This is a genomic window from Kitasatospora sp. NPDC001132 (assembly GCF_053598415.1).
Genome location: NZ_JBSFKF010000009.1, coordinates 46,935 through 66,020, shown reverse-complemented (window position 1 = coordinate 66,020; position 19,086 = coordinate 46,935). Strand labels below are relative to the sequence as shown.

At 73.3% G+C, this 19,086-nt stretch carries 19 protein-coding genes; 10 read left to right on the top strand and 9 right to left on the bottom strand.

Annotated features, from left to right (window positions below; translation table 11 throughout):
- Positions 1 to 13: 13 nt before the first annotated feature.
- The gene (locus ACWDBE_RS14835) at positions 14 to 802 is read right to left on the bottom strand and encodes a MerR family transcriptional regulator (protein ID WP_392871836.1); all 789 of its coding nucleotides are present in this window, start codon (positions 800 to 802) and stop codon (positions 14 to 16) included.
- 202 nt (positions 803 to 1,004) lie between these two features.
- On the opposite strand from ACWDBE_RS14835, the gene ACWDBE_RS14830 reads away from it, so the two are divergent.
- The 3 genes from ACWDBE_RS14830 to ACWDBE_RS14820 are packed head-to-tail and all read left to right on the top strand — an operon-like array spanning position 1,005 to position 4,485.
- Positions 1,005 to 2,579, top strand: coding sequence for a flavin-containing monooxygenase (locus tag ACWDBE_RS14830; protein WP_449808189.1), 1,575 nt, complete (start codon positions 1,005 to 1,007; stop codon positions 2,577 to 2,579).
- Entirely contained in the window at positions 2,576 to 3,583 is a 1,008-nt protein-coding gene (locus tag ACWDBE_RS14825) for an alpha/beta fold hydrolase (RefSeq protein ID WP_449808188.1), read from the top strand. Before ACWDBE_RS14830 ends, ACWDBE_RS14825 begins: the two co-directional genes overlap by 4 nt.
- Complete coding sequence (locus ACWDBE_RS14820; protein WP_449808187.1) at positions 3,580 to 4,485, top strand: SDR family oxidoreductase; 906 nt, start codon at positions 3,580 to 3,582, stop codon at positions 4,483 to 4,485. The genes ACWDBE_RS14825 and ACWDBE_RS14820 overlap by 4 nt, the downstream gene beginning before the upstream one ends.
- Before the next feature lie 149 nt (positions 4,486 to 4,634).
- Here ACWDBE_RS14820 and ACWDBE_RS14815 read toward each other — a convergent pair whose 3' ends face one another.
- On the bottom strand, positions 4,635 to 6,026 hold the full coding sequence (locus ACWDBE_RS14815; RefSeq protein ID WP_449793283.1) for an aminotransferase-like domain-containing protein: 1,392 nt from the start codon (positions 6,024 to 6,026) through the stop codon (positions 4,635 to 4,637).
- A gap of 85 nt (positions 6,027 to 6,111) precedes the next feature.
- Here ACWDBE_RS14815 and ACWDBE_RS14810 point away from each other — a divergent pair, with 85 nt between their 5' ends.
- A complete protein-coding gene (locus ACWDBE_RS14810; RefSeq protein WP_449808186.1) occupies positions 6,112 to 6,774 on the top strand; it encodes a LysE family translocator in 663 nt (220 codons plus the stop codon).
- Here ACWDBE_RS14810 and ACWDBE_RS14805 read toward each other — a convergent pair.
- On the bottom strand, positions 6,699 to 7,565 hold the full coding sequence (locus ACWDBE_RS14805; RefSeq protein ID WP_449808185.1) for a hypothetical protein: 867 nt from the start codon (positions 7,563 to 7,565) through the stop codon (positions 6,699 to 6,701). The two genes, ACWDBE_RS14810 and ACWDBE_RS14805, sit on opposite strands and share 76 nt — an antisense overlap.
- Before the next feature lie 66 nt (positions 7,566 to 7,631).
- Positions 7,632 to 7,835, bottom strand: a complete 204-nt coding sequence (locus ACWDBE_RS14800) for a hypothetical protein (RefSeq protein ID WP_449793280.1) — start codon at positions 7,833 to 7,835, stop codon at positions 7,632 to 7,634.
- A gap of 151 nt (positions 7,836 to 7,986) precedes the next feature.
- Between ACWDBE_RS14800 and ACWDBE_RS14795 the strand changes: the two genes are divergently transcribed.
- Both ACWDBE_RS14795 and ACWDBE_RS14790 read left to right on the top strand, forming a co-directional pair.
- Entirely contained in the window at positions 7,987 to 8,760 is a 774-nt protein-coding gene (locus ACWDBE_RS14795; protein ID WP_449793279.1) for an SDR family NAD(P)-dependent oxidoreductase, read from the top strand.
- A gap of 212 nt (positions 8,761 to 8,972) precedes the next feature.
- A complete protein-coding gene (locus ACWDBE_RS14790; RefSeq protein WP_449808184.1) occupies positions 8,973 to 10,838 on the top strand; it encodes an ABC transporter ATP-binding protein in 1,866 nt (621 codons plus the stop codon).
- Positions 10,839 to 10,952: 114 nt separating this feature from the next.
- Here ACWDBE_RS14790 and ACWDBE_RS14785 read toward each other — a convergent pair whose 3' ends face one another.
- Positions 10,953 to 11,621, bottom strand: coding sequence for a lysophospholipid acyltransferase family protein (locus ACWDBE_RS14785; protein WP_449793277.1), 669 nt, complete (start codon positions 11,619 to 11,621; stop codon positions 10,953 to 10,955).
- A gap of 176 nt (positions 11,622 to 11,797) precedes the next feature.
- On the opposite strand from ACWDBE_RS14785, the gene ACWDBE_RS14780 reads away from it, so the two are divergent.
- Complete coding sequence (locus tag ACWDBE_RS14780) at positions 11,798 to 12,010, top strand: EF-hand domain-containing protein (protein ID WP_392871794.1); 213 nt, start codon at positions 11,798 to 11,800, stop codon at positions 12,008 to 12,010.
- 138 nt (positions 12,011 to 12,148) lie between these two features.
- Here the strand turns inward: ACWDBE_RS14780 and ACWDBE_RS14775 are convergent, their stop codons facing one another.
- Positions 12,149 to 14,350, bottom strand: coding sequence for a bifunctional glycosyltransferase/CDP-glycerol:glycerophosphate glycerophosphotransferase (locus ACWDBE_RS14775; RefSeq protein WP_449808183.1), 2,202 nt, complete (start codon positions 14,348 to 14,350; stop codon positions 12,149 to 12,151).
- 804 nt (positions 14,351 to 15,154) lie between these two features.
- Between ACWDBE_RS14775 and ACWDBE_RS14770 the strand changes: the two genes are divergently transcribed.
- Complete coding sequence (locus tag ACWDBE_RS14770) at positions 15,155 to 15,421, top strand: hypothetical protein (protein WP_449793275.1); 267 nt, start codon at positions 15,155 to 15,157, stop codon at positions 15,419 to 15,421.
- Between the two features lie 243 nt (positions 15,422 to 15,664).
- The gene (locus tag ACWDBE_RS14765; protein WP_449793274.1) at positions 15,665 to 16,126 is read left to right on the top strand and encodes a YjbQ family protein; all 462 of its coding nucleotides are present in this window, start codon (positions 15,665 to 15,667) and stop codon (positions 16,124 to 16,126) included.
- Between the two features lie 59 nt (positions 16,127 to 16,185).
- On the opposite strand, the gene ACWDBE_RS14760 is transcribed toward ACWDBE_RS14765, so the two are convergent.
- Positions 16,186 to 16,740: a DUF1990 family protein gene (locus ACWDBE_RS14760; RefSeq protein ID WP_449793273.1), complete on the bottom strand. Its 555-nt coding sequence runs from the start codon at positions 16,738 to 16,740 to the stop codon at positions 16,186 to 16,188.
- Between the two features lie 73 nt (positions 16,741 to 16,813).
- On the opposite strand from ACWDBE_RS14760, the gene ACWDBE_RS14755 reads away from it, so the two are divergent.
- Complete coding sequence (locus ACWDBE_RS14755; protein ID WP_449793272.1) at positions 16,814 to 16,969, top strand: hypothetical protein; 156 nt, start codon at positions 16,814 to 16,816, stop codon at positions 16,967 to 16,969.
- Between the two features lie 110 nt (positions 16,970 to 17,079).
- On the opposite strand, the gene ACWDBE_RS14750 is transcribed toward ACWDBE_RS14755, so the two are convergent.
- Both ACWDBE_RS14750 and ACWDBE_RS14745 read right to left on the bottom strand, forming a co-directional pair.
- Positions 17,080 to 17,520 (bottom strand): nitroreductase family deazaflavin-dependent oxidoreductase, encoded by a 441-nt coding sequence (locus ACWDBE_RS14750; RefSeq protein WP_449793271.1) that lies wholly within the window; start codon positions 17,518 to 17,520, stop codon positions 17,080 to 17,082.
- A gap of 353 nt (positions 17,521 to 17,873) precedes the next feature.
- Entirely contained in the window at positions 17,874 to 18,791 is a 918-nt protein-coding gene (locus ACWDBE_RS14745; RefSeq protein ID WP_449808182.1) for a hypothetical protein, read from the bottom strand.
- Positions 18,792 to 19,086 lie beyond the last annotated feature (295 nt).

The following is a 19,086-nucleotide window of genomic DNA, read 5'->3' as shown; positions in this document are numbered from 1 at the left end:
GCCAGTGGCCCGGTTACGCCTCGGAGCCGTTCTCCCGTCGCTGGCGCAGGAGTTCGGCGTACTCGACGTGGACCCGCCGGTCCATCGCGAGGGTGAACTGGGCGTCCGCGACGGTCCGTGCCAGCGGCCGGACCCGAAGGATGCGCTCGGTGAGCCGGGCCGCCTCGCCGCGCGGCAGAGGGGTGTCGGTGGCGAGCGCGCTGAGCAGGTGTTCGGTGACCACCTCGATGAAGATCTCGGCGATGGCGTCCACGTGCTCACGGGTGCGGCGGCTCGCCTCCAGCACCGCCGAGAGCGGCACCCCCTCCGCCACCAACTCGGTGGTGGCGTCCATCAGCCGGCGGCTGACGTGGGTGATGCCGTCCTCCTCGACGGTGATGTAGCCCTGGGCGATCGACTCGGCGGTGTTCTCCTCGGTGAGCTGGTCGCCGAAGGCCGCCTTCAGCTCCTCCCAGTCCAGCCGCACCGGCGTCTCGTCCGACCACGGTGCGACGATCGCCGCCTCCAGCCCGATCAGTCCGGCGACGTCCCGCCCGCTCTCCCCGGCGCCGATCAGCTCGGCGATGCCGCCCAAGGTGTGGCCGCGCTCGAGCAGTTCGCCGATCATCCGCAGCCGGGCCAGGTGCTCCTCGCCGTACCAGGCGATGCGGCCCTCCTTGCGGGGCGGCTGAAGCAGTTTGCGCTCGCGGTAGAAGCGCAGGGTGCGGGTGGTGATGCCGGCGGCCTCGGCCAGTTCCTCCACCCGGTACTCGCGTTTTCTGTCGCCCGCAGCAGCTCTGACCTTGTCCACGGCGATCAGCATAGGACCGTCGGCTCGGAACGATCCCCGAACCGGAGCTGTCGTGCTTCTTCCATCCGGTGTCAGCAAGGGCTACCCTGCCAACGATGCCAGTGATTGCTGGCGCGATTGGCGGGGTCCCGGAGGCGAGCCCCCGGGAGGTCCCGGGGCCGCAGACCCCCGGGAGAGCGCGACGATCACCGTCCCATCCTCAGGAGGTTGCCGCATGGCATCCAGCAGCAAGCGCCCCAGTTCCGGCGCGTCCGCAGCGACCGACACCGCCGCTGCGCAGGAGTCCGTCCCGCACGTCCGGGTGGCGGTGATCGGCTCCGGCTTCGGCGGCCTCGGCGCCGCGGTCCGACTGCGCCGCGCCGGGATCACCGACTTCGTGGTCCTGGAGCGCGCGGACTCCGTCGGCGGCACCTGGCGCGACAACAGCTACCCCGGCTGTGCCTGCGACGTGCCCTCGCACCTCTACTCCTTCTCCTTCGCGCCCAACCCCGACTGGCCGCGCAGCTTCTCCGGCCAGCCGGACATCCGCGCCTACCTGGAGAAGGTCGCCACCGTCTTCGGCCTCCGACCCCACCTCCGTTTCAACGCCGATGTGCTGGAAGCCCGTTGGGAGAGCGAGCGGACCCACTGGCGGATCACCACCTCGGCCGGCCAGTGGACCGCCGACGCCATCGTCTCCGCCGCCGGACCGCTCGCCGACCCGCAGATCCCCGACCTGCCCGGGCTCAGCGGGTTCCCCGGCAAGGTGTTCCACTCCTCCCGCTGGGACCACGACTTCGACCTCACCGGCAAGCGCGTCGCGATGGTCGGCACCGGCGCCTCCGCCGCCCAGATCATCCCGTCGATCCAGCCCAAGGTAGGAAAGCTGACGGTCTTCCAGCGCACCCCGGCCTGGGTGCTGCCGCGCCGCGACCGCGAGATCACCCAGCTGGAGAGGTGGCTGCACGGCCGCCTGCCGGTCACCACCAAGATCCGCCGCGGCACCCTCTTCGCGCTCCGCGAGATCCAGGTGGACGCCTTCGTGCGCCGCCCCGGACTGCTGCGCCTGGTCCAGCGGCTCGCCGAACGCCACATCGCCCAGGGCGTCCCCGACCCGGCGCTGCGCGCCAAGCTGACCCCGGACTACCGGATCGGCTGCAAGCGCATCCTGCTCAGCAACACCTACTACCCGGCGCTCGCGGCGGCCAACACCGAGGTCGTCTCCTCCGGCCTGCGCGAACTGCGCGGCTCCACCCTGGTCGCGGCCGACGGCAGCGAGCACGAGGTGGACGCCATCGTCTTCGGCACCGGCTTCCACGTCACCGACATGCCCATCGGCGCCCGGGTGTTCGGTACCAACGGCACCAGCCTGGCGGAGGAGTGGAAGGACGGCATGGAGGCGCTGCGCGGCTCGACCGTGAACGGCTTCCCGAACCTCTTCTTCGTCATCGGGCCCAACACCGGCCTCGGCAACAGCTCGATGATCCTGATGATCGAGTCCCAACTGAACTACATGATCGACGCGTTGACCACGCTCGGCTCGATCGGAGCCGCCGCGATGCAGCCCACCGCGCGCGCCCAGCGGCAGTGGAACCTCGAACTCCAGCACCGGATGGACCGCACCGTGTGGACCACCGGCGGCTGCCTCAGCTGGTACCTCGACCCGAACGGCAAGAACACCGTGCTCTGGCCCGGCTCCACCACCTCGTTCCGCCGGGCCACCCGCAAGGTCGACCTCGGCGAGTACGAACTGATCATGCGCGCCGCACCGACCGCCGCCCGCACCGCCGGCCAGGAGGTCTCCGCATGAGTGGCGTCCACCTCCCCGATGGGTACGAACCACCGGTTCCGGCGGAGGAGTTGAGCATCCGGTCGGCGGACGGCATCCGGCTGCACGTCGAGGTGCACGGCCGGCCCGGCGCGCCCACCGTGGTACTCGCGCACGGCTGGACCTGCTCGACCGCCTTCTGGGCCCCGGTGATCCGCCGACTGACCGACCGCTACCGGGTGGTGGCCTACGACCAGCGCGGCCACGGACGCAGCGAGATCCCGCCGAGCCGGGCCCGCTACTCGACCCGGGCACTGGCCGAGGACCTCTCCGCCGTGCTCGCGCGGACCGTTCCGGCGGGCGAGCGGGCCGTGCTGGCCGGACACAGCATGGGTGGGATGACCATCATGGCCGCCGGCGGCCGACCCGACGTCGCCGAACGCACCGCCGCGGCCGTCCTGATCTCCACCGGGCCCGGCGACCTGGTGGCCGAACTCGCCGTCCTGCCACCGGCCGTACGCTCCCCGGGACTGCGGCGCCTCCTGCACCGGCAGCTGCTGCGCTCCCGGATGCCGCTCGGGTCGGTCTCGCCGGTCAGCCGGGTGGCGCTCAAGTACGCGACCATGGGGCCGGGTTCGCCCGCCGGTCAGGTCGAGGCGACGGCCCGGATCGTGCACGCCTGCCCGACCGCCGTCCGCGCCAACTGGGCCGCGGTGCTGGACCGGCTGGACGTCCACGCCGGGCTCGCCCGGCTCGCCGCGCCCACGGCGGTGGTGGTCGGCACCGCCGACCGCCTGACCCCGCCGGTGCACGCCCACCGGATCGTCGCCGAACTCCAGGACCCGCAGGGGCTGTTGCTGCTCCCCGGGGTCGGCCACATGTCGCCGCTGGAGCGCCCGGACGAGGTCGCCGCCGAGATCCACCGGATGGCCTCGGCGTACCTGGCCGCCGCTTCCGCCGCCGCTTCAGTCGCTGGTGCCGTCGCTGGTGCCGAGCCCGTCGGCACCGTTCCCGCCTCCGTCGAGGAGAGGACCTCCGTCGCATGAACGCCATCCCGCCGCTGTCCGCGCAGGTCGTCGTCGTCACCGGGGCCGCGCGCGGCGTCGGCGCGTCGCTGGCCCGCAAGCTCGCCCGGCGCGGGGCCAAGGTGGCCTTGCTCGGGCTGGAGCCGGAGGAGCTGAAGGACGTCGCCGAGCGGTGCGGTCCGTCCGCCACCAGCTGGGAGGTGGACGTCACCGACCTCGAGGCGCTGGAGGACACCGCCCGCCGGATCAAGGAGCACTACGGGCGGATCGACACCGTCGTCGCCAACGCCGGGATCGCCATCGGCGGGCCGCTCGCCGACAGCGACCACAAGGCGTTCAGCCGGGTCATCGAGGTGAACCTGCTCGGCAGCGTGGCCACCGCGCGGGCCTTCCTGCCGGCGCTCGCCGAGAGCCGCGGATACCTGCTCCAGATCGCCTCGCTCGCCGCGCTGACCCCCGCGCCGCTGATGAGCGCCTACTGCGCCAGCAAGTCCGGGGTGGAGGCCTTCGCCCACTCGATCCGTGCCGAGGTGGCGTACCAGGGGATCAAGGTCGGTGTCGGGTACCTGAGTTGGACCGACACCGACATGGTGCGCGGGGCCGACCAGGACGCCGTGCTGAGGCAGATGCGATCCCGGCTGCCGTGGCCGGCGAACAAGACGTACCCGCTGGAACCCGCGGTGGAGCGGATCGTCGCCGGGATCGCCCGCCGGTCCGCCCACGTCTACGCGCAGGCCTGGCTGCGCGGGATGCAGCCGGTCCGCTGGCTGGTGCCGACCATGATCGCGGTGGTCGGCTCCCGGGACGTGGCCCGGCTCGCCCCCCAGCTCGCCGCCACCGCCGCGAGCCGCCTGCGCGCCGTCGGTGCCGGGGGCGCGGCGGACACGGAGGCCCGGGGGAGCCGGAGCGGGTCGGGCGGCTGACGGCTGACAGTCCGGCGGCCGGCGGCTGGCTGCGAACAGATGACAGCAGACGGACGACAGCAGACGGATGACAGCAGACGGATGACAGCGAACGGATGACAGCTGACAGATTTCGAAATCTGTCAGCTGTCATCTGTCACCCGTCCCCCCTAGCTTGTTCGCCGCCCTCCGCCGAGCTCCGCAGCGATCACCGCCAGCATCTCCAGCGCCCGCGCCAGCACCGGCAACGGCGGTGAGGCGAGCCCGACCCGGACGGCGGAGGGCGAGCGCCGGGGATCGACGGCGAATGCCGCCGCCGGCGTGACCGACACCCCGGCCCGCGCCGCCTCCGCGACGAAGGCCTCCGCCCGCAGGCCCGGCGGCAGTTCCCACCACAGGTAGTACGAGCCCGGGTCGGACCGCAGCCGCTGCCCCGTCAGCACCTCGCGCGCCAGCAGCTGCCGGGCCGTCGCGTCGGCCCGCTTCGAGGCCTCCACCGAGGCCAGCGTGCCGTCCCCGATCCAGCGCACGGCCGCCTCCAGCGCGAAGCCGCTCGGCGCCCACCCGCCCGAGCGCAGCGCCCCCGCCACCCGCTCGCGCAGCGCCGCGGGAACGACCGCGAACCCGGTGGTCAGCCCCGGGGCGAGCCGCTTGGAGAGGCTGTCCACGAGCACCGTGCGCTCCGGCGCGAGCGCGGCCAGCGGCGCCGACCCCGGCCGGAGGAAGGACCAGACGGCGTCCTCGACCACCGTCAGGTCGAGCCGCCGCAGCACGGCCACCAGCGCCACCGCCCGTTCCCGCGGGAGGCTCACGCCGAGCGGGTTCTGCAGGCGCGGCTGGACGTACACCGCGCGCAGCGGACCGGCGGTCCGATGGGCGGCCGCGACGGCGTCAGGCAGCAGCCCGTGCTCGTCGACGGCCAGCGGTACCAGCACGATGCCCAGCCGTTCCGCCACCGCCTTGACCACCGGGTACGTCAGTTCCTCCACGCCCAGCCGCTGCCCGGGCGGCACCAGGGCGGACAGCGCCCCGGCGATGGCCTGCCGCCCGTTGCCGGCGAACAGCAGGTCCGCCGCGTCGACGTGCCAGGAGCCGCAGGAGTCACAGGAATCGCAGGAGTCACAGGCGTCGCAGGCGTCGACCGAGAGCAGCCCCGCGAACGCCCGCCGGGCCGCGCCCGTTCCCGCCGCGCCGACCGGCCGCAGCGCCTCGCCCAGCGCGTCCGGCCGCAGCAGCGGCGCCAGTCCGGCCGTCAGCAGCTCGCTCTGCCCGGGGACGGAGGGGTAGTTGAGCTCCAGGTCCACGGGGGTGGCGGACGGCTCCGCGAGCGCGACCCGTGCGCCGTCCGGTGCGTGTCCGGCCCGGACGAAGGTTCCGCGACCGACCTCCCCGACGGTCAGTCCGCGCCGGGCCAGCTCCCGGTAGACGCGCCCGGCCGTCGAGGCGGCGATTCCCCTGCTGCGGGCGAACGCGCGCTGGGTCGGCAGCTGTTGGCCGGGCCGCAGCCGCCCGTCCGCGATCTCGGCGGCGATCCGGTCGGCGAGCAGGCGGTAGTCGTCCATCGGGGTCGGCCCTCCAGCGGCTCGCATTGCACCGAGTGCAAAGTCATCATTGCATCGAGCCGATTGCCCGGCCTAGCCTCCTCGCATGGACGCGTTGACATCCGCCGTGGACGGCCGGGCCGTGCTCGGGATCGCCGCCGTCGCCCTGGGCATGGTGCTGTCGCCCGGGCCCAACATGATCTACCTGGTGTCGCGTTCGATCGCGCAGGGCCGCCGCGCCGGGCTGATCTCGCTGCTCGGGGTCGGGGCCGGTTTCCTGGTCTACCTGGGCGCGGTGACGGCGGGGGTGGCCGCGGTGTTCTCGATAGTGCCCGTCCTCTACACCGCGATCAAGCTGGCCGGTGCCGGATACCTGCTCTGGCTGGCCTGGAAGGCGGTCAAGCCGGGCGGCACGGCGGTCTTCGCCCCGCAGCAGCTGCCGCCGGACCCGCCGCGCCGGCTGTTCGCGATGGGCTTCCTGACCTGCCTGCTCAACCCCAAGATCGCCATCATGTACATCTCGCTGTTGCCCCAGTTCGTGGCCCCGGAGCGCGGTCACGTCGCCGTGCAGAGCCTGCTGTTGGGCCTGACCCAGATCGCGATCGCGATCACCGTCAACGGCCTGATCGCGGTGAGCGCGGGCAGCATCGCGGCCTTCCTCAACCGTCGCCCCGGCTGGCTGCGGATCCAGCGCTACGCGATGGGCACCGTCCTCGCCGGCCTCGCCGTGAACATCGCCGCCGACCGAGCCAAGGCCGTCGCCGTCTGAACCGGGAACCGTCCCCGCCCGGGCGGAAGCGTCCCCTCCCGGGCGGAACCGTCCCCGCCCGGGCGGGGACCGGTACCGGCACCCTCAGGCCGGCTGGCGGCCCGCAGCACCTCGTACCCGGCCTGGACGAACCGGCCGTCCAGCGCCGGGGCGGTGTTGGCCACCGCGGCGACGGCCGCCTGGCCGTCCGGTGAGAACCCCACGAAGGCGGTGAAGCCCCGGGTGCCGCCGCTGTGGAAGGAGAGGTCCCGGTCGCCCGAGCGGCGGTGCATCCACACCAGGCCGATCCGGTCGGTCGAGTGCGGCAGCCGCAACCGCAGCCGCTGGACGTCCCGCAGTGCGGTCCGCAGCCCGCCGTCCGGGTCCGTCGCGGGTCCGCCGTCCGGGCCCGTGGCCGGTCCGGGGCCCGGGCCCCTCACCAGTCCGCCGTCCGGACTCGTCGCAGGTCCGCCGTCCAGGTGGGCCCGGAGGTAGCGCAGCAGGTCGGCCCCGTCGGCCCGGACGGCACCGGCTCCCGGTAGTCCGGGGATGTACCGGGGCGGGAGGACGCGTGCCTCGGACAGCAGGGCGGCGGCGGTGCCGTCGGGTTCCGCGCCGGTGAGCAGCTGCGGCGCGAACAGGTCCGCGCCGAGCACCCGTACCGCGGCCGGCAGGGGGCGGGGTACCAGGCTGTCGGGGTCCGCGAGTGCGGCCGTGCCCCCGCCGTCCTGGAGGACGGCGAGGGTCCGGTCCGCCACCCGCTCGACCGCCGCGGCGAACTCGTCACGGAGAGGGGTCTCGGCGGTTGGCATGGTGAGCGGGTCCCCCTTCAGGAGGGAGTGGTCACGGGCGCGTGGCCCGACGGGGGAGGAGCCGTCCTACCGGGTCGGCTTCTCCCTCGGGCCCTTCGGCGAGAGGAGCAGGAGCGCGGCCAGCAGCACCGCGCCGGTGGCCTCGGGCAGATACGTGGGCGCGTCGGACACGACGGCCTCGTCCTCCACCGTCAGGCTCGCGGGTGTCTCGGCCTCCAGCGTCGCGCTGTGTGACGTCGAAGCCGTTTCGGCCCGGAACTGAGCAAGCATCAGATGTGCCTCCTCGAATGGTATCCGCCCGGTCGGACGATGCCCCCGTTCGACAGTACGAGCACCCCCGGGGCCTGCATCCGGAGGTCGCCGAGCAGGTGGGGTCGCCCTGGGTGTGTGCTCGGGTGCGACGAGTCGGTACGGTCGGGGCATGACCACAGCCTTGATCACCGGCGCTACCGCCGGCATCGGAGCCGCCTTCGCCCGCCGGCTCGCCCGCAGCGGCTACCGGCTCGTCCTGGTGGCCCGGGACACCGAGCGCCTGGAGCGCGCAGCCGCCGACCTGCACGGCAGGTACGGCATCGAGACGGAGGTGCTGACCGCCGACCTCGCGACCGACGAGGGCATCGGCGCCGTGGAGGCCCGGCTCGCCGACTCGGCCCGCCCGGTGGACCTCCTGGTCAACAATGCGGGCTTCGGCAACAAGGGCGCCTTCGGGACGGTCCCGCTCCAGGACGAGCTGGCCATGCTGAAGGTGCACATCGAGGCGATCCTGCGGCTGACCACGGCCGCCCTGCCCGGCATGCGGGAGCGCGGCCGCGGAGCGATCGTCAACGTCGCCTCGGTGGCGGCGTTCCTGCCGCGCGGCACCTACGGAGCCAGCAAGGCCTGGGTGGTGAGCTTCACTCAGGGCGTGATGCGCGACCTCGGCGGTACGGGTGTGCGGATGATGGCGCTGTGCCCGGGCTTCACCCGGACCGAGTTCCACCAGCGGGCCGGTATGGGCACGGGCAACATCCCGTCCTGGTCCTGGCTCTCCGCCGAGCGGGTCGTGGACGAGGCGATGCGCGACCTGGCGCGCGGCCGGTCCGTGTCGGTGCCGAGCAAGCGGTACAAGATGGCCGTGGCCATCGCCCGGGTGCTGCCCTCCGGGAAGCTCGGCGGGCTCTCCTCGAAGGCGGCGCGCACGTACCGGACGAACTGACGATCGGCGCGGTCGGGCGCGGTCGGCGCGGGTCAGCGAGGCCTCCCGGGGAAGCGGGAGCGAGCGCCGAGGGCCGAGCGCTGGGGGCCGAGGGGCGAGGGCCGAGGAATAGAGCTGCCCTCACTATTAGCTTGTCTAACTATGAGCTATTCTCGCTATGTCGCCCCCAACCCGCCCGTCCGCCCGACCGCCCCACCCAGGGAGGCCCGTCCTTGAGGCCCACCGCCATCGACTGGACCCCGCCCGAGCGCGCCGAGGGCGAGCCCCGCCCGCCCGCGCAGTGGCGCCGCATCCTCGCCCTCTTCCGCCCGTACCGGGGCCGTCTGGCCGTGGTCGGGCTGCTGGTCGCTGCCTCCGCCGTGGTCTCGGTCGTGTCGCCGTTCCTGCTCCGGGCCGTCCTGGACACCGCGATCCCGCAAGGCCGCACCGGGCTGCTCAGCCTGCTCGCGCTCGGGATGATCCTCACCGCCGTGGTGAACAGCGTCTTCAACGTCCTCCAGACGCTGATCTCCACCACCGTCGGCCAGCGCGTGATGCACGACCTGCGCACGGCCGTCTACGGCCACCTCCAGCGGCAGTCGCTGGCCTTCTTCACCCGCACCCGCACCGGCGAGGTCCAGTCCCGGATCGCCAACGACATCGGCGGCATGCAGTCCACGGTGACCTCCACCGCGACCAGCCTGGTCTCCAACCTGACCGCGGTGGTCGCCTCCGTCCTCGCCATGGTCGCCCTGGACTGGCGGCTGACCGTCGTCTCGTTGTTGCTGCTCCCGCTCTTCGTCTGGATCAGTCGCAGGGTCGGCCAGGAACGCAAGAAGATCACCACCGAGCGGCAGAAGCAGCTGGCCGCGATGAGCTCGGCGGTCCAGGAGTCGCTCTCAGTCAGCGGCATCCTGCTCGGCCGCACGATGGGCCGCTCCGACTCGCTCGCCCGGGAGTTCACCGGGCAGTCCGACCAGCTCGCCCACCTGGAGGTGCGGGCCAGCATGGCCGGGCGCTGGCGGATGAACACCATCCAGATCGTGCTGGCCGCGATGCCCGCGCTGATCTACTGGGCGGCCGGGCTGACCTCCGCCGCCGGCGCGCCGATCGTCTCCGTCGGCACCCTGGTCGCCTTCGTCACCCTCCAGCAGGGCCTCTTCCGCCCGACCGTCAGCCTGCTCTCCACCGGGGTGGACGTGCAGACCTCGCTCGCGCTCTTCCAGCGCATCTTCGAGTACCTCGACCTGCCGGTGGAGATCGACGAGCCGGCCGACCCGATCACCCTGACCGACATCCGCGGCGAGGTCCGCTTCAAGGACGTCGACTTCCGCTACGACCCGACGCAGGAGCGGCCGACCCTGTCCGGCGTCGACCTGACGGTCCCGGCCGGGAGTTCGCTGGCCGTGGTCGGCGAGACCGGCTCGGGCAAGACCACCCTCAGCTACCTCGTCCCGCGGCTGTACGACGTGACCGGCGGACAGGTCAGCCTGGACGGCGTGGACGTGCGCGAACTGTCCTTCGACACGCTGTCCCGGGCGGTCGGCGTGGTCTCCCAGGAGACCTACCTCTTCCACGCCTCGGTCGCCGAGAACCTGCGCTTCGCCAAGCCCGGCGCCGACGACGCCGAACTGGTCGAGGCCGCCCGGGCCGCGCAGATCCACGACACCATCGCCGCCCTCCCGGACGGCTACGACACCCTGGTCGGCGAGCGCGGCTACCGGTTCTCCGGCGGCGAGAAGCAGCGCCTCGCACTCGCCCGGACGATCCTGCGCAACCCGCCGGTGCTGATCCTCGACGAGGCCACCAGCGCGCTCGACAACCGCACCGAGCGCGCCGTCCAGCAGGCTGTGGACACCCTGGCCGCCGGCCGCACCACCATCACCATCGCGCACCGGCTCTCCACCGTCCGCGCCGCCGACCAGATCGCCGTCCTGGACCGCGGAGAGGTGGTCGAACTGGGCACCCATGACGAGCTGGTGGCGCTGGACGGCCGGTACGCGGCGCTGCTGCGCCGGGAGGTGCCGGAGGCCGCCGTCCGGGCCGACGCGCCGGAGCCCGCCGGGCAGCCCGAAGCGGCCGCGCCGGAGTCCGTGTGACGGACCCGGCCGCGCTGACGGACCGGCCGCACGACGACGACGCTGACGGACCGGCCATGCCGACCGATCGGCCAGGCCGCCGACGGACCGCCGACGCCGGCGAGCGGCCGCCGGTCAGGCCGCCTTCGGGACCTCGTTGTAGCTCCCGGCGACCTCCTGGCCGGAGAGCCGCTGGATCGCCGCCATCACCTCGTCGGTCACCTGCCGACGGGCCTTCAGCGAGCGGGCCTGCCCGTGCAGCTCGTCGAAGTGCAGCGGCTCGCCGAAGCGCACCGTCACCTTCTTCAGCCGCGGCACCCGCTTGCCCACCGGCAGGATCTGCTCCGGACCCTCCAGGGCCACCGGCACCACCGGCACGCCCGCGGTCAGCGCGAGCCAGGCGACGCCCGTCTTGCCCCGGTAGAGGCGGCCGTCCAGCGAGCGGGTGCCCTCGGGGTAGATGCCGAAGGCCTTGCCGTCCTCCAGGATCTCCAGCGCCGACTCCAGCGAGGCCTGGGCGGAACGGTAGGTGCCGCGCTCGACCGGCACGGCGCCGATGGCCTCGAAGAAGCCCTTGGAGAGCCGGCCCTTGAGCCCGGTGCCGGTGAAGTACTCGGCCTTGGCCAGGAAGTGGACCCGGCGCGGGGCGGTCAGCGGGATCACCACGCTGTCGATGAAGGACAGGTGGTTGCTGGCGAGGATCACCCCGCCCTTGCGCGGCACGTTCTCGATTCCCTCGATGACCGGCCGCCAGATCCCCCGCGAGACCGGTTTCAGCACCAACTTGGTGACGAGGTCGAGCACGATTCCCTCCCTGGACGAACGACCGCCCGGGAGGAGCCCGGGCCCGCAATCAGATCCGCAGACTACGACACCCACCCCCGCGCACGTCCACTCCCGGCGACCGTGGCGCGCACCACGGCCGGGTAGGGTACGGCCGTCGGAACAGAGCAACACCGCGCAGTACCCAGGAGGGCACGATGGAGACCACCGAGGCGATCAAGGCCTTTTTCGACCGCTTCGACAAGGACGGCGACGGCAAGATCACGGCGGCCGAGTACGCCCTGGCCGCCAATGAGATGGGCGACCACGACGTCACCCTCTCGATGGCCGAGGCGCTGATCCACAGCATGGACACCAACCACGACGGCGTCCTGACCTTCGAGGAGTTCCTGGCCGCCCGCCGGCGCTGAGCCCGCGCCGACGGGGCCGGTCGCCGTACCGGCGGCACCGGCCCCGTCCGGAGGCCCGTCCTCGCGCGGGCCTAGAGCCCCCTCCGCCGCGAACCACTGCCCCTCCGCCGCGAACCGCTACTTCTCCGCCGCGAACCGCTACTTCTCCACCGGGAACACCCGGCGCACCACCCGCTCCGCTGCCCCGCCGTCGTCCCAGACGCAGAACTTCTCCCGGAACCGCGCCCGCGCGGCCGGCTCCGGGTCGCCCGCCAGCAGCGCCCGCGCCAGCCCGTCCGCGTCCACCGTGACCGCGCCCGGCGGCTCCGCGAACAGGTCGAAGTAGACGCCGCGCTCCCGCTGGTACTCCTCCCAGTCCGGGGCGAAGATCACCACCGGCCGGTCCAGCACCGCGTAGTCGAACATCATCGACGAGTAGTCCGTCACCAGCACGTCCGCCGCGAGGTAGAGGTCCTCGACGGTGGGGTGCGCCGAGACGTCCACGATCCGCGCCGACTCCGCCCCGGCCTCCGCCAGGTCGCCCGGACCACCGGTGTGGAAGTAGTGGGTGCGCACCAGCAGCGTGAAGTCCGGGCCCAGCCGCCGGGCCAGCTCCGCCACGTCCAGCAGCGGCACGTAGCCGCCCTTGCTGCCGCGGTGGGTCGGCGCGTACAGCACCGCCCGGGTGCCGGGCCGCAGTCCGAGCAGCTCGCGCATCGCCCGGACCTCGTCCGAAGTGGCGTTCGCCAGCCGGTCGTTGCGCGGGTAGCCGGTGTCCAGCATCTCGTACCGGCCGGGGAAGGCGCGGGCGAAGTGCTCGCTGGTGTGCGGGTTGGGGGAGACCAGGAAGTCCCAGCGGTCGACGGCCTCCTGGAGCGCCTCGAAGTCCATTCCCTCGGCCGCCGCCGGGTGGTCGCGCAGGTCCATGCCCATGGCCTTGAGCGGGGTGCCGTGCTGGGTCTGGACGTGCACCGTGCCCCGCCGCTTCGTCATGGTGCGGGGGAAGTTGACGTTGTTGACGAAGTACTTGGCGGTCGCCATCGCCTTGAGGTAGGCGGGGGTGTTGACGATCACGTACGGCACCCCGGGCGGCAGCGTGGCGGCCTGGGCGCGGTTCTCCACCACCCACACGCCCCGGATCCGCGGCGCGAGTTCCTTCGCCTTCTCGTAGATCGCCGCCGGGCTGCACGCGTAACCCCGGTGCCAGTACGCGGCGTAGACCGCGAGGTTCTCGTCCAGCGGCAGCCGGCGGAACGCGTTGTACGCGGTGAACCGGGCGCTGCTGCGCATCCCCTTCTTCACCGCGGGCGCCACCGCCCTCGCCCCGCGCTTGAGTTCGCGCGGCAGCCGGCCGGTGCGGCGCAGTTCGGCGTACGCGATCCGGGCGCCGCGGGCGGCCAGCCGGTACTGCACGCCGCGAACCCCGCCGGGGAAGCGGTAGTCGGCCGGGCGGTGGCGGTCGAAGTGCCGGGCGATCCGCTGGAAGAAGTCCCTGCGCAGGTCGGTGGGGACCAGCCCGGGGGTGTCGTAGACGTTCAGCGCCTGGCGGACGGTCCGGTCGAAGACCAGGGTGCGCAGCGAGTCCGGGACGGGTCGGCCGGGGCGGTCCGGGCGGTCCAGGAAGGCGAAGATCGCGTCGTACTGGGCGAACACGTCGGCGTGCTTGGGGGAGGCGGTGGCGGTGATCGCGCCGTCCCGGCCGCGCCGGTAGAAGTAGCAGGGGCGGTCGAGGTAGCGCAGCCGCTCGGCGGCCAGCAGCGCCGGGTAGGTGGCCGAGATGTCCTCGTAGTAGCCGCGGCCGAAGGAGACGCCGAGGCCGTCCAGGAACGCGCGGCGGAACAGCTTGTTCCACACCGACATCACGGTCTGGAACAGCGCCGGGTGCTCGGCCAGGGTGCAGCCCTCGACCAGCGGGGAGCCGATCAGCACGTGGCGCCAGGGGTTGGGCTCGGTCCCGCCGTCCGGGTAGACGTGGGTGAAGTCGGTGATCAGCACGTCGGCGGGGGTGTCCCGGCGGCTCTCCTGCGTCAGCTCGTCCAGGAGGGCGCCGACGGTCCCCTCGGGCACCCAGTCGTCGCTGTCCACGAACCAGACGTACTCGCCACGGGCCTGCGGCAGGGCGGCGGTGCGGGCGCCGCCGAGGCCCTGGTTCTCGGTGAGGTGCAGGACCCGCAGGCGGCTGTCGCGGGCCGCGTAGGCGTCCAGGATCGCGCCGGAGCCGTCGGGGGAGAGGTCGTCGACCGCGATCACCTCGAAACGGGTCTCGGCGGCGGGGGTGTCGGCGAGGATCGAGTCGAGGCAGCGCGGGAGGTACCGCTCCACGCCGTGGACCGGGAGCACGATGCTGAGGAGGAGGGACACGCTGGCCGAGTGTACCGATCCACCGGGTGCGACCTGCGCGGACGGCCGGCCGGGCGCCGTGGGGGCCTGGAGGTCGGTGCGGGCGCGGTGGGGACCAGCGGCTGTGGCGGGCCCGTGGGCGGGTGTCCGGGGGCGGGCGTTCGTGGTGGACCCGGAACCGCCGGTGCCGGGCCCCGTGCGGGGCGGCACCGGCAGTCAGGTGGCGGTCCGGCCGACCCTCTACGGCCGACCGCCGGTCCGGGCACCGCGCGAGCCTGGCCGCCGCAGCGTCGAGGCGGCCGGGCAGTGGCTCGCGGGGAGCCCGAGTTCTTCACCACTCGAACACGCGCTTGAGTGCGGTGCGGGCACCGGCGCGTGCATCAGAATACTGCTTGGAGGTTTGACGGGAGTCAATCCCTCGAATGTGTTCACTTCCTGAAGTCGGGTGGTCAGGGGCCGATGACGCTCGCCGGGCGGGCCCGGGCCGCTCGGCGGGCGCCTCGGTGATCACTTTGTCGATGTGGCGGCCGTCCCCTATTACGGAGGCGCGGGTGGAGGCACGGGTCGAGGAGCGGGCCGAGGCGCGGCGCCGGGCGGGCGCCGTGCGCGGCGTCGCCGCAGCCGGATCGGCCGTCCCTGGTGACGGGCGGCTGGTCGTGCACCATCATTGATGCCTAGTCGTGACCGGCCGGGCGGCCCCTGGTGCTTCGTCAGTTGACGCCGCACGGTACGGTGGCACAACACCGAGGACGGTTGCGCGAAGGCCGTCCGTCACGGATAGTCTTCGCCTCACGGCCCTGGCGCCTCGTAGGGGTGGGAAAACTGATGGAACACATGCAAGTGCGGACTCGGCCCCGCGTGCCGGCGATCCAGTGCGGTGTCGGCACGACCGGCCGCCGGATCGACCGACACCTGGCCGTGCTCGGCGCGCCCGCACTCCCGGCGGTGGACACCGCCGAGGCGCTCGGGCTGATAAGGGAACTCACGCCGCGCGGCGCCGAGGTCCCGACGATCCGCCGTCGCCACACCAGGATCTCGCTGCTGACGCCGCTGCGTCGGCTGCGTCGGAGCCTCTTCGGTGGGCGCGGCTAGAGCCTGGTCCGGCCGGCGGTACGGGTCCCTCCCCGCCGCCCGGTCGGCAACCGACCCGGTGGACCATCCGGTCCGCCGGGTCTTCGGTGTGCCCGGGGCGTGCCCTGGCCGTGCCCGGGTGGGTACCCCCGGCGCCCGGGGTGCTGTGGTCTGAACCTTTCACCCTACGCGAGTTCGCCCCTCCGGCACGGCGAGACGGCGAGGGAGTACGCCCGGCCCGCCGGCCTGGGACAGGATGGCGCCATGGCGGACAACAACCACTCCCCCCAGCCCGGCCCGTACCCGACGACCACCTTCCAGAGCAGCACCTTCGAGATCACCACCGGCGCCCGCGAGGTCGCGCTCGACATCACCGACCGCTGCGTCGCGTTCCTCGACGAAAGGGCCGTCGGGCGCGACGGCCTGCTCAACATCTTCGTCCCGCACGCCACCGCGGGGATCGCGGTGCTGGAGACCGGATCCGGCAGTGACGACGACTTCCTCGCCGTCCTGCGCGACCTGCTCCCGGCCGACGACCGCTGGCGCCACCGGCACGGCAGCCCGGGGCACGGCCGGGACCACGTGGTGCCCGGGCTGGTCGCCCCGCACGCCACCCTGCCGGTGCTCGGCGGCCAACTGGCGCTCGGCATCTGGCAGTCGGTGGTGCTGGTCGACACCAACGGGGACAACCCGCGCCGGACCGTCCGGCTGTCCTTCCTCGGCTGATGCCCGAGCGGCGCGGCCGACGCCCGAGCGGCGCGGCTGACGCCGCCCGAGCGGCGGACTCAGCGGACGTGCGCGGCCACCGCGGCGAGGTAGCGCTCGATCGCCAGGTGCTGGCAGAGCAGGGCCACCGGGCGGCCCAGCCGGGCGTACCAGGCGGACAGCCGGGAGAACGCGGTGACCTCGAACCACACCTCGCCGGCGGCGTCCATCGACACCAGGAACGCCTCCTCGCCGCACTCCGGGTGCCCCGGGAGGGTTCCGTACCCGTATCCGATCCGGTCCGGCTCGTCCACCGTCCACACCACCCGGCACGGGATCACCAGCCGCGGCCACCGGATCCCCGGCAGGTTCAGCCGCAGCAGTACCGTTTCGCCTTGCCGGGCGGGGCCGGCCGGGAACACCGCGAAGCCGGTGCCCAACTGGCTGCCCCAGGCGAGCACGTACCTCCCGGCCCGCTCCAGCACCTCCCGCCCGTGCCCGAGGTGGACCCGCCGCCGCAGGTGGGCGTAGCCGTCCGGCAGTCTCCCGCCCCCGTTCCGGGTGGCGCCCACCTCGGGGTACGAGGGGCTGGTGGCGCGGGCGGCGAGCAGGCGGCGGTGCGGGGCGGTGGGCATGCCGGTCACGGTAGCCGCCGGGCGGGAGGGGGCCGGCGGCGGGGCGGACGGGTTCAGGTGAACGGATCCCCCGATGACGCCCCGCGAAGCCACGCCCGCCCTGCTGCGCGCCGTACGCCACCCCGTCACCCGCTGCCTGCTCGCCTGCCTGGCCACCGCCGTCGCGGTCGCCGCTGCAGCCGGCCCGACCCGGAGCGCCGCCGGGCCCGGCTGTCCGGGGCGCCGCTGACCGCGTGAGCTGACCGCGTGAGAAGTCGGGCAGGCCGACTTCTCACGCTGGACGACTACGGACGAGCGGAGGTGCCGGGCGAGCCCGCACGGGCCGCCCGGCACGTTCCGCTAACTGGGTTCGAGCACGAAGACCGGGATCACGCGCTGGGTCTTCTCCTGGTACTCGGCGTACGGCGGATACGCGGCGACCGCGCGCTGCCACCACTGGGCCCTCTCGTCCCCGGTGAGCTCACGCGCCGTCATGGCCCGGCGGTCGGGGCCGTCCTGGAGCTCCACCCGCGGGTCGGCCTTGAGGTTGGAGTACCAGGACGGGTTCTGCGGGAAGCCGCCCTTCGAGGCCACCGCCGCGTACCGCCCCTCGTGTTCCACGCGCATCAGCGGAATCTTGCGGAGCTTGCCGCTCTGCGCGCCGCGCATCGTGACGATGACGACCGGCAGGCCCGTCTCCCGGAGCGTCGTGCCCTGGGTGCCGCCCGAACTCTCGTACAGCTCGACCTGTTCGCGCACCCACTGCGTCGGACTGGGCTCGTACTCGCCCTGAAGGGGCATCGCCTTCACCTCATTGCCGTGTACGGATCGCGCCGGGACGCCCCGGCGCAGGCCTTGCGCGACGGAGAGGCGCTGTTCCCGCTCCGTCGACAGCCTCAAGTGTGACGGCAAGGTTCAGGGGTCGCACCCGGCTCTCGGTCTCACCGGCGGGGCTCGGTCGGCGCGTCGCCGCCGGCGCGGCGCCGACCCGGCGAGCTCCTGGGCGGCGGTTGGGGCCGCACTCGTCGCCGTAGAGGCGGCGGGCGAGGCCGGTCAGGGTGCTGCGCATGCCGGGGCCCTGCACACGTGGGAACCCCTGACTGCCGGGCGATCCGTGGTGGGATCGCCCGGCACATCTCTGTGTGGCGGGGCGGTCAGTGCTGGTGAGCGCCCGCCTCCTCGGCGTGCTCGGTGGCTGTGGCGGCGGTGGCGGTGGTCAGGGTGAAGGCCGCCGTGTGGACGGTGTCCTGGTGCTTGAAGTCCAGGAAGAGCCGGTAGCCGCCGGTGCTGGGGGCGGTGGTGGTGAAGTCGATCTCCGGGCCCGGGGCACTGGTGTCCGGGTGGACGTGGAGGTAGGCGAGGTCGCCGGCGCGCAGGGCGACGAGGTGGCCGTACGCGCCGAGGTAGGGCTGGAGGTCGGTGACGGGCTTGCCGTCCTTGCTGACGCCGAGGGTGAGCCGGCCGCTGCGCCCGGGGGTGAGGTCGCCGCCCAGGGTGACGGTGTAGCCGTCGACGGTGACGGTCCGGCCGGTCTCCGGCAGCGGGGCGGGGTGCAGGTCGCCCGCGGCGTGCAGGTCGGCGCCGAGGGTGAGGCCCTCGCTCTGGCCGGCGGGGGTGAAGTCCGCGAAGACCCGGTACTCGCCGGCGGCGGGGACGGCGGTGGGGGCGCTCCAGGTGCCGTCGGCGGTCAGCGTCGGGTGCAGGTGCTGGAAGGTGGACAGGTCGCGCGGGGCGACGATCAGGTGCAGCTCCTTCTCGTGCTGTGGCTGGTAGGCGGTGACGGGCTTGCCGTCCGTGCCGAGGATGCGGAAGCGCAGGTCGGTGGGGGAGCCGGCGGTCACGAAGGGGTTGTCGACGCTGAGCGTGCAGCCGCGTTCGGAGATCTGCAGCCCGCCGGGCAGGTGCTCGGTGCCGCCGCTGTCCGCCTTCTCCTCGTGCCCCCCGTGCCCCGCGTGTGCTGCGGCGGGCTTGGGTGCGGGGCCGCTGCCGGTGGCGTGGCCGACCCCGAGGGCGAGGCCGAAGGCGGCGGCGAGTCCGCCCGTGAAGGCGGTGATGCGCAGGGCGGTGTTCATGGCGGGGTTCCCCTCGGAAGGACGTGCGGATCGGACGGGACGTGCGGCTCGGACGGACGTACGGAGTGGTGGGGCGGGCCCAGGCCCGGACGACCGGGCGACGGCCTGCGAGACCTCGGCGATCTCGGCGGGGCGCGCCCTTCGGCTGAAGTGAGTGAATACCCCATAGGGGTACCAGGCCAACCCGGATCTGGGGGTCGAAAAATACCGGCCAGGGGTATCTCGAAGGCTTGTGGCTGATACCCCTCGGGGGTATAAAGGGACCCGGCACCGCCCGATACCCCGACCGGGTATG

Coding starts and splice junctions, on each gene's coding strand:
- ACWDBE_RS14765 (WP_449793274.1), top strand. CDS start 15,665: ATGGCGGACAACAACCACTCCCCCCAGCCCGGCCCGTACCCGACGACC.
- ACWDBE_RS14820 (WP_449808187.1), top strand. CDS start 3,580: ATGAACGCCATCCCGCCGCTGTCCGCGCAGGTCGTCGTCGTCACCGGG.
- ACWDBE_RS14760 (WP_449793273.1), bottom strand. CDS start 16,740: ATGCCCACCGCCCCGCACCGCCGCCTGCTCGCCGCCCGCGCCACCAGC.
- ACWDBE_RS14835 (WP_392871836.1), bottom strand. CDS start 802: ATGCTGATCGCCGTGGACAAGGTCAGAGCTGCTGCGGGCGACAGAAAA.
- ACWDBE_RS14810 (WP_449808186.1), top strand. CDS start 6,112: ATGGACGCGTTGACATCCGCCGTGGACGGCCGGGCCGTGCTCGGGATC.
- ACWDBE_RS14745 (WP_449808182.1), bottom strand. CDS start 18,791: ATGAACACCGCCCTGCGCATCACCGCCTTCACGGGCGGACTCGCCGCC.
- ACWDBE_RS14750 (WP_449793271.1), bottom strand. CDS start 17,520: ATGCCCCTTCAGGGCGAGTACGAGCCCAGTCCGACGCAGTGGGTGCGC.
- ACWDBE_RS14755 (WP_449793272.1), top strand. CDS start 16,814: ATGACGCCCCGCGAAGCCACGCCCGCCCTGCTGCGCGCCGTACGCCAC.
- ACWDBE_RS14830 (WP_449808189.1), top strand. CDS start 1,005: ATGGCATCCAGCAGCAAGCGCCCCAGTTCCGGCGCGTCCGCAGCGACC.
- ACWDBE_RS14815 (WP_449793283.1), bottom strand. CDS start 6,026: ATGGACGACTACCGCCTGCTCGCCGACCGGATCGCCGCCGAGATCGCG.
- ACWDBE_RS14770 (WP_449793275.1), top strand. CDS start 15,155: ATGGAACACATGCAAGTGCGGACTCGGCCCCGCGTGCCGGCGATCCAG.
- ACWDBE_RS14795 (WP_449793279.1), top strand. CDS start 7,987: ATGACCACAGCCTTGATCACCGGCGCTACCGCCGGCATCGGAGCCGCC.
- ACWDBE_RS14805 (WP_449808185.1), bottom strand. CDS start 7,565: ATGCCAACCGCCGAGACCCCTCTCCGTGACGAGTTCGCCGCGGCGGTC.
- ACWDBE_RS14825 (WP_449808188.1), top strand. CDS start 2,576: ATGAGTGGCGTCCACCTCCCCGATGGGTACGAACCACCGGTTCCGGCG.
- ACWDBE_RS14780 (WP_392871794.1), top strand. CDS start 11,798: ATGGAGACCACCGAGGCGATCAAGGCCTTTTTCGACCGCTTCGACAAG.
- ACWDBE_RS14800 (WP_449793280.1), bottom strand. CDS start 7,835: ATGCTTGCTCAGTTCCGGGCCGAAACGGCTTCGACGTCACACAGCGCG.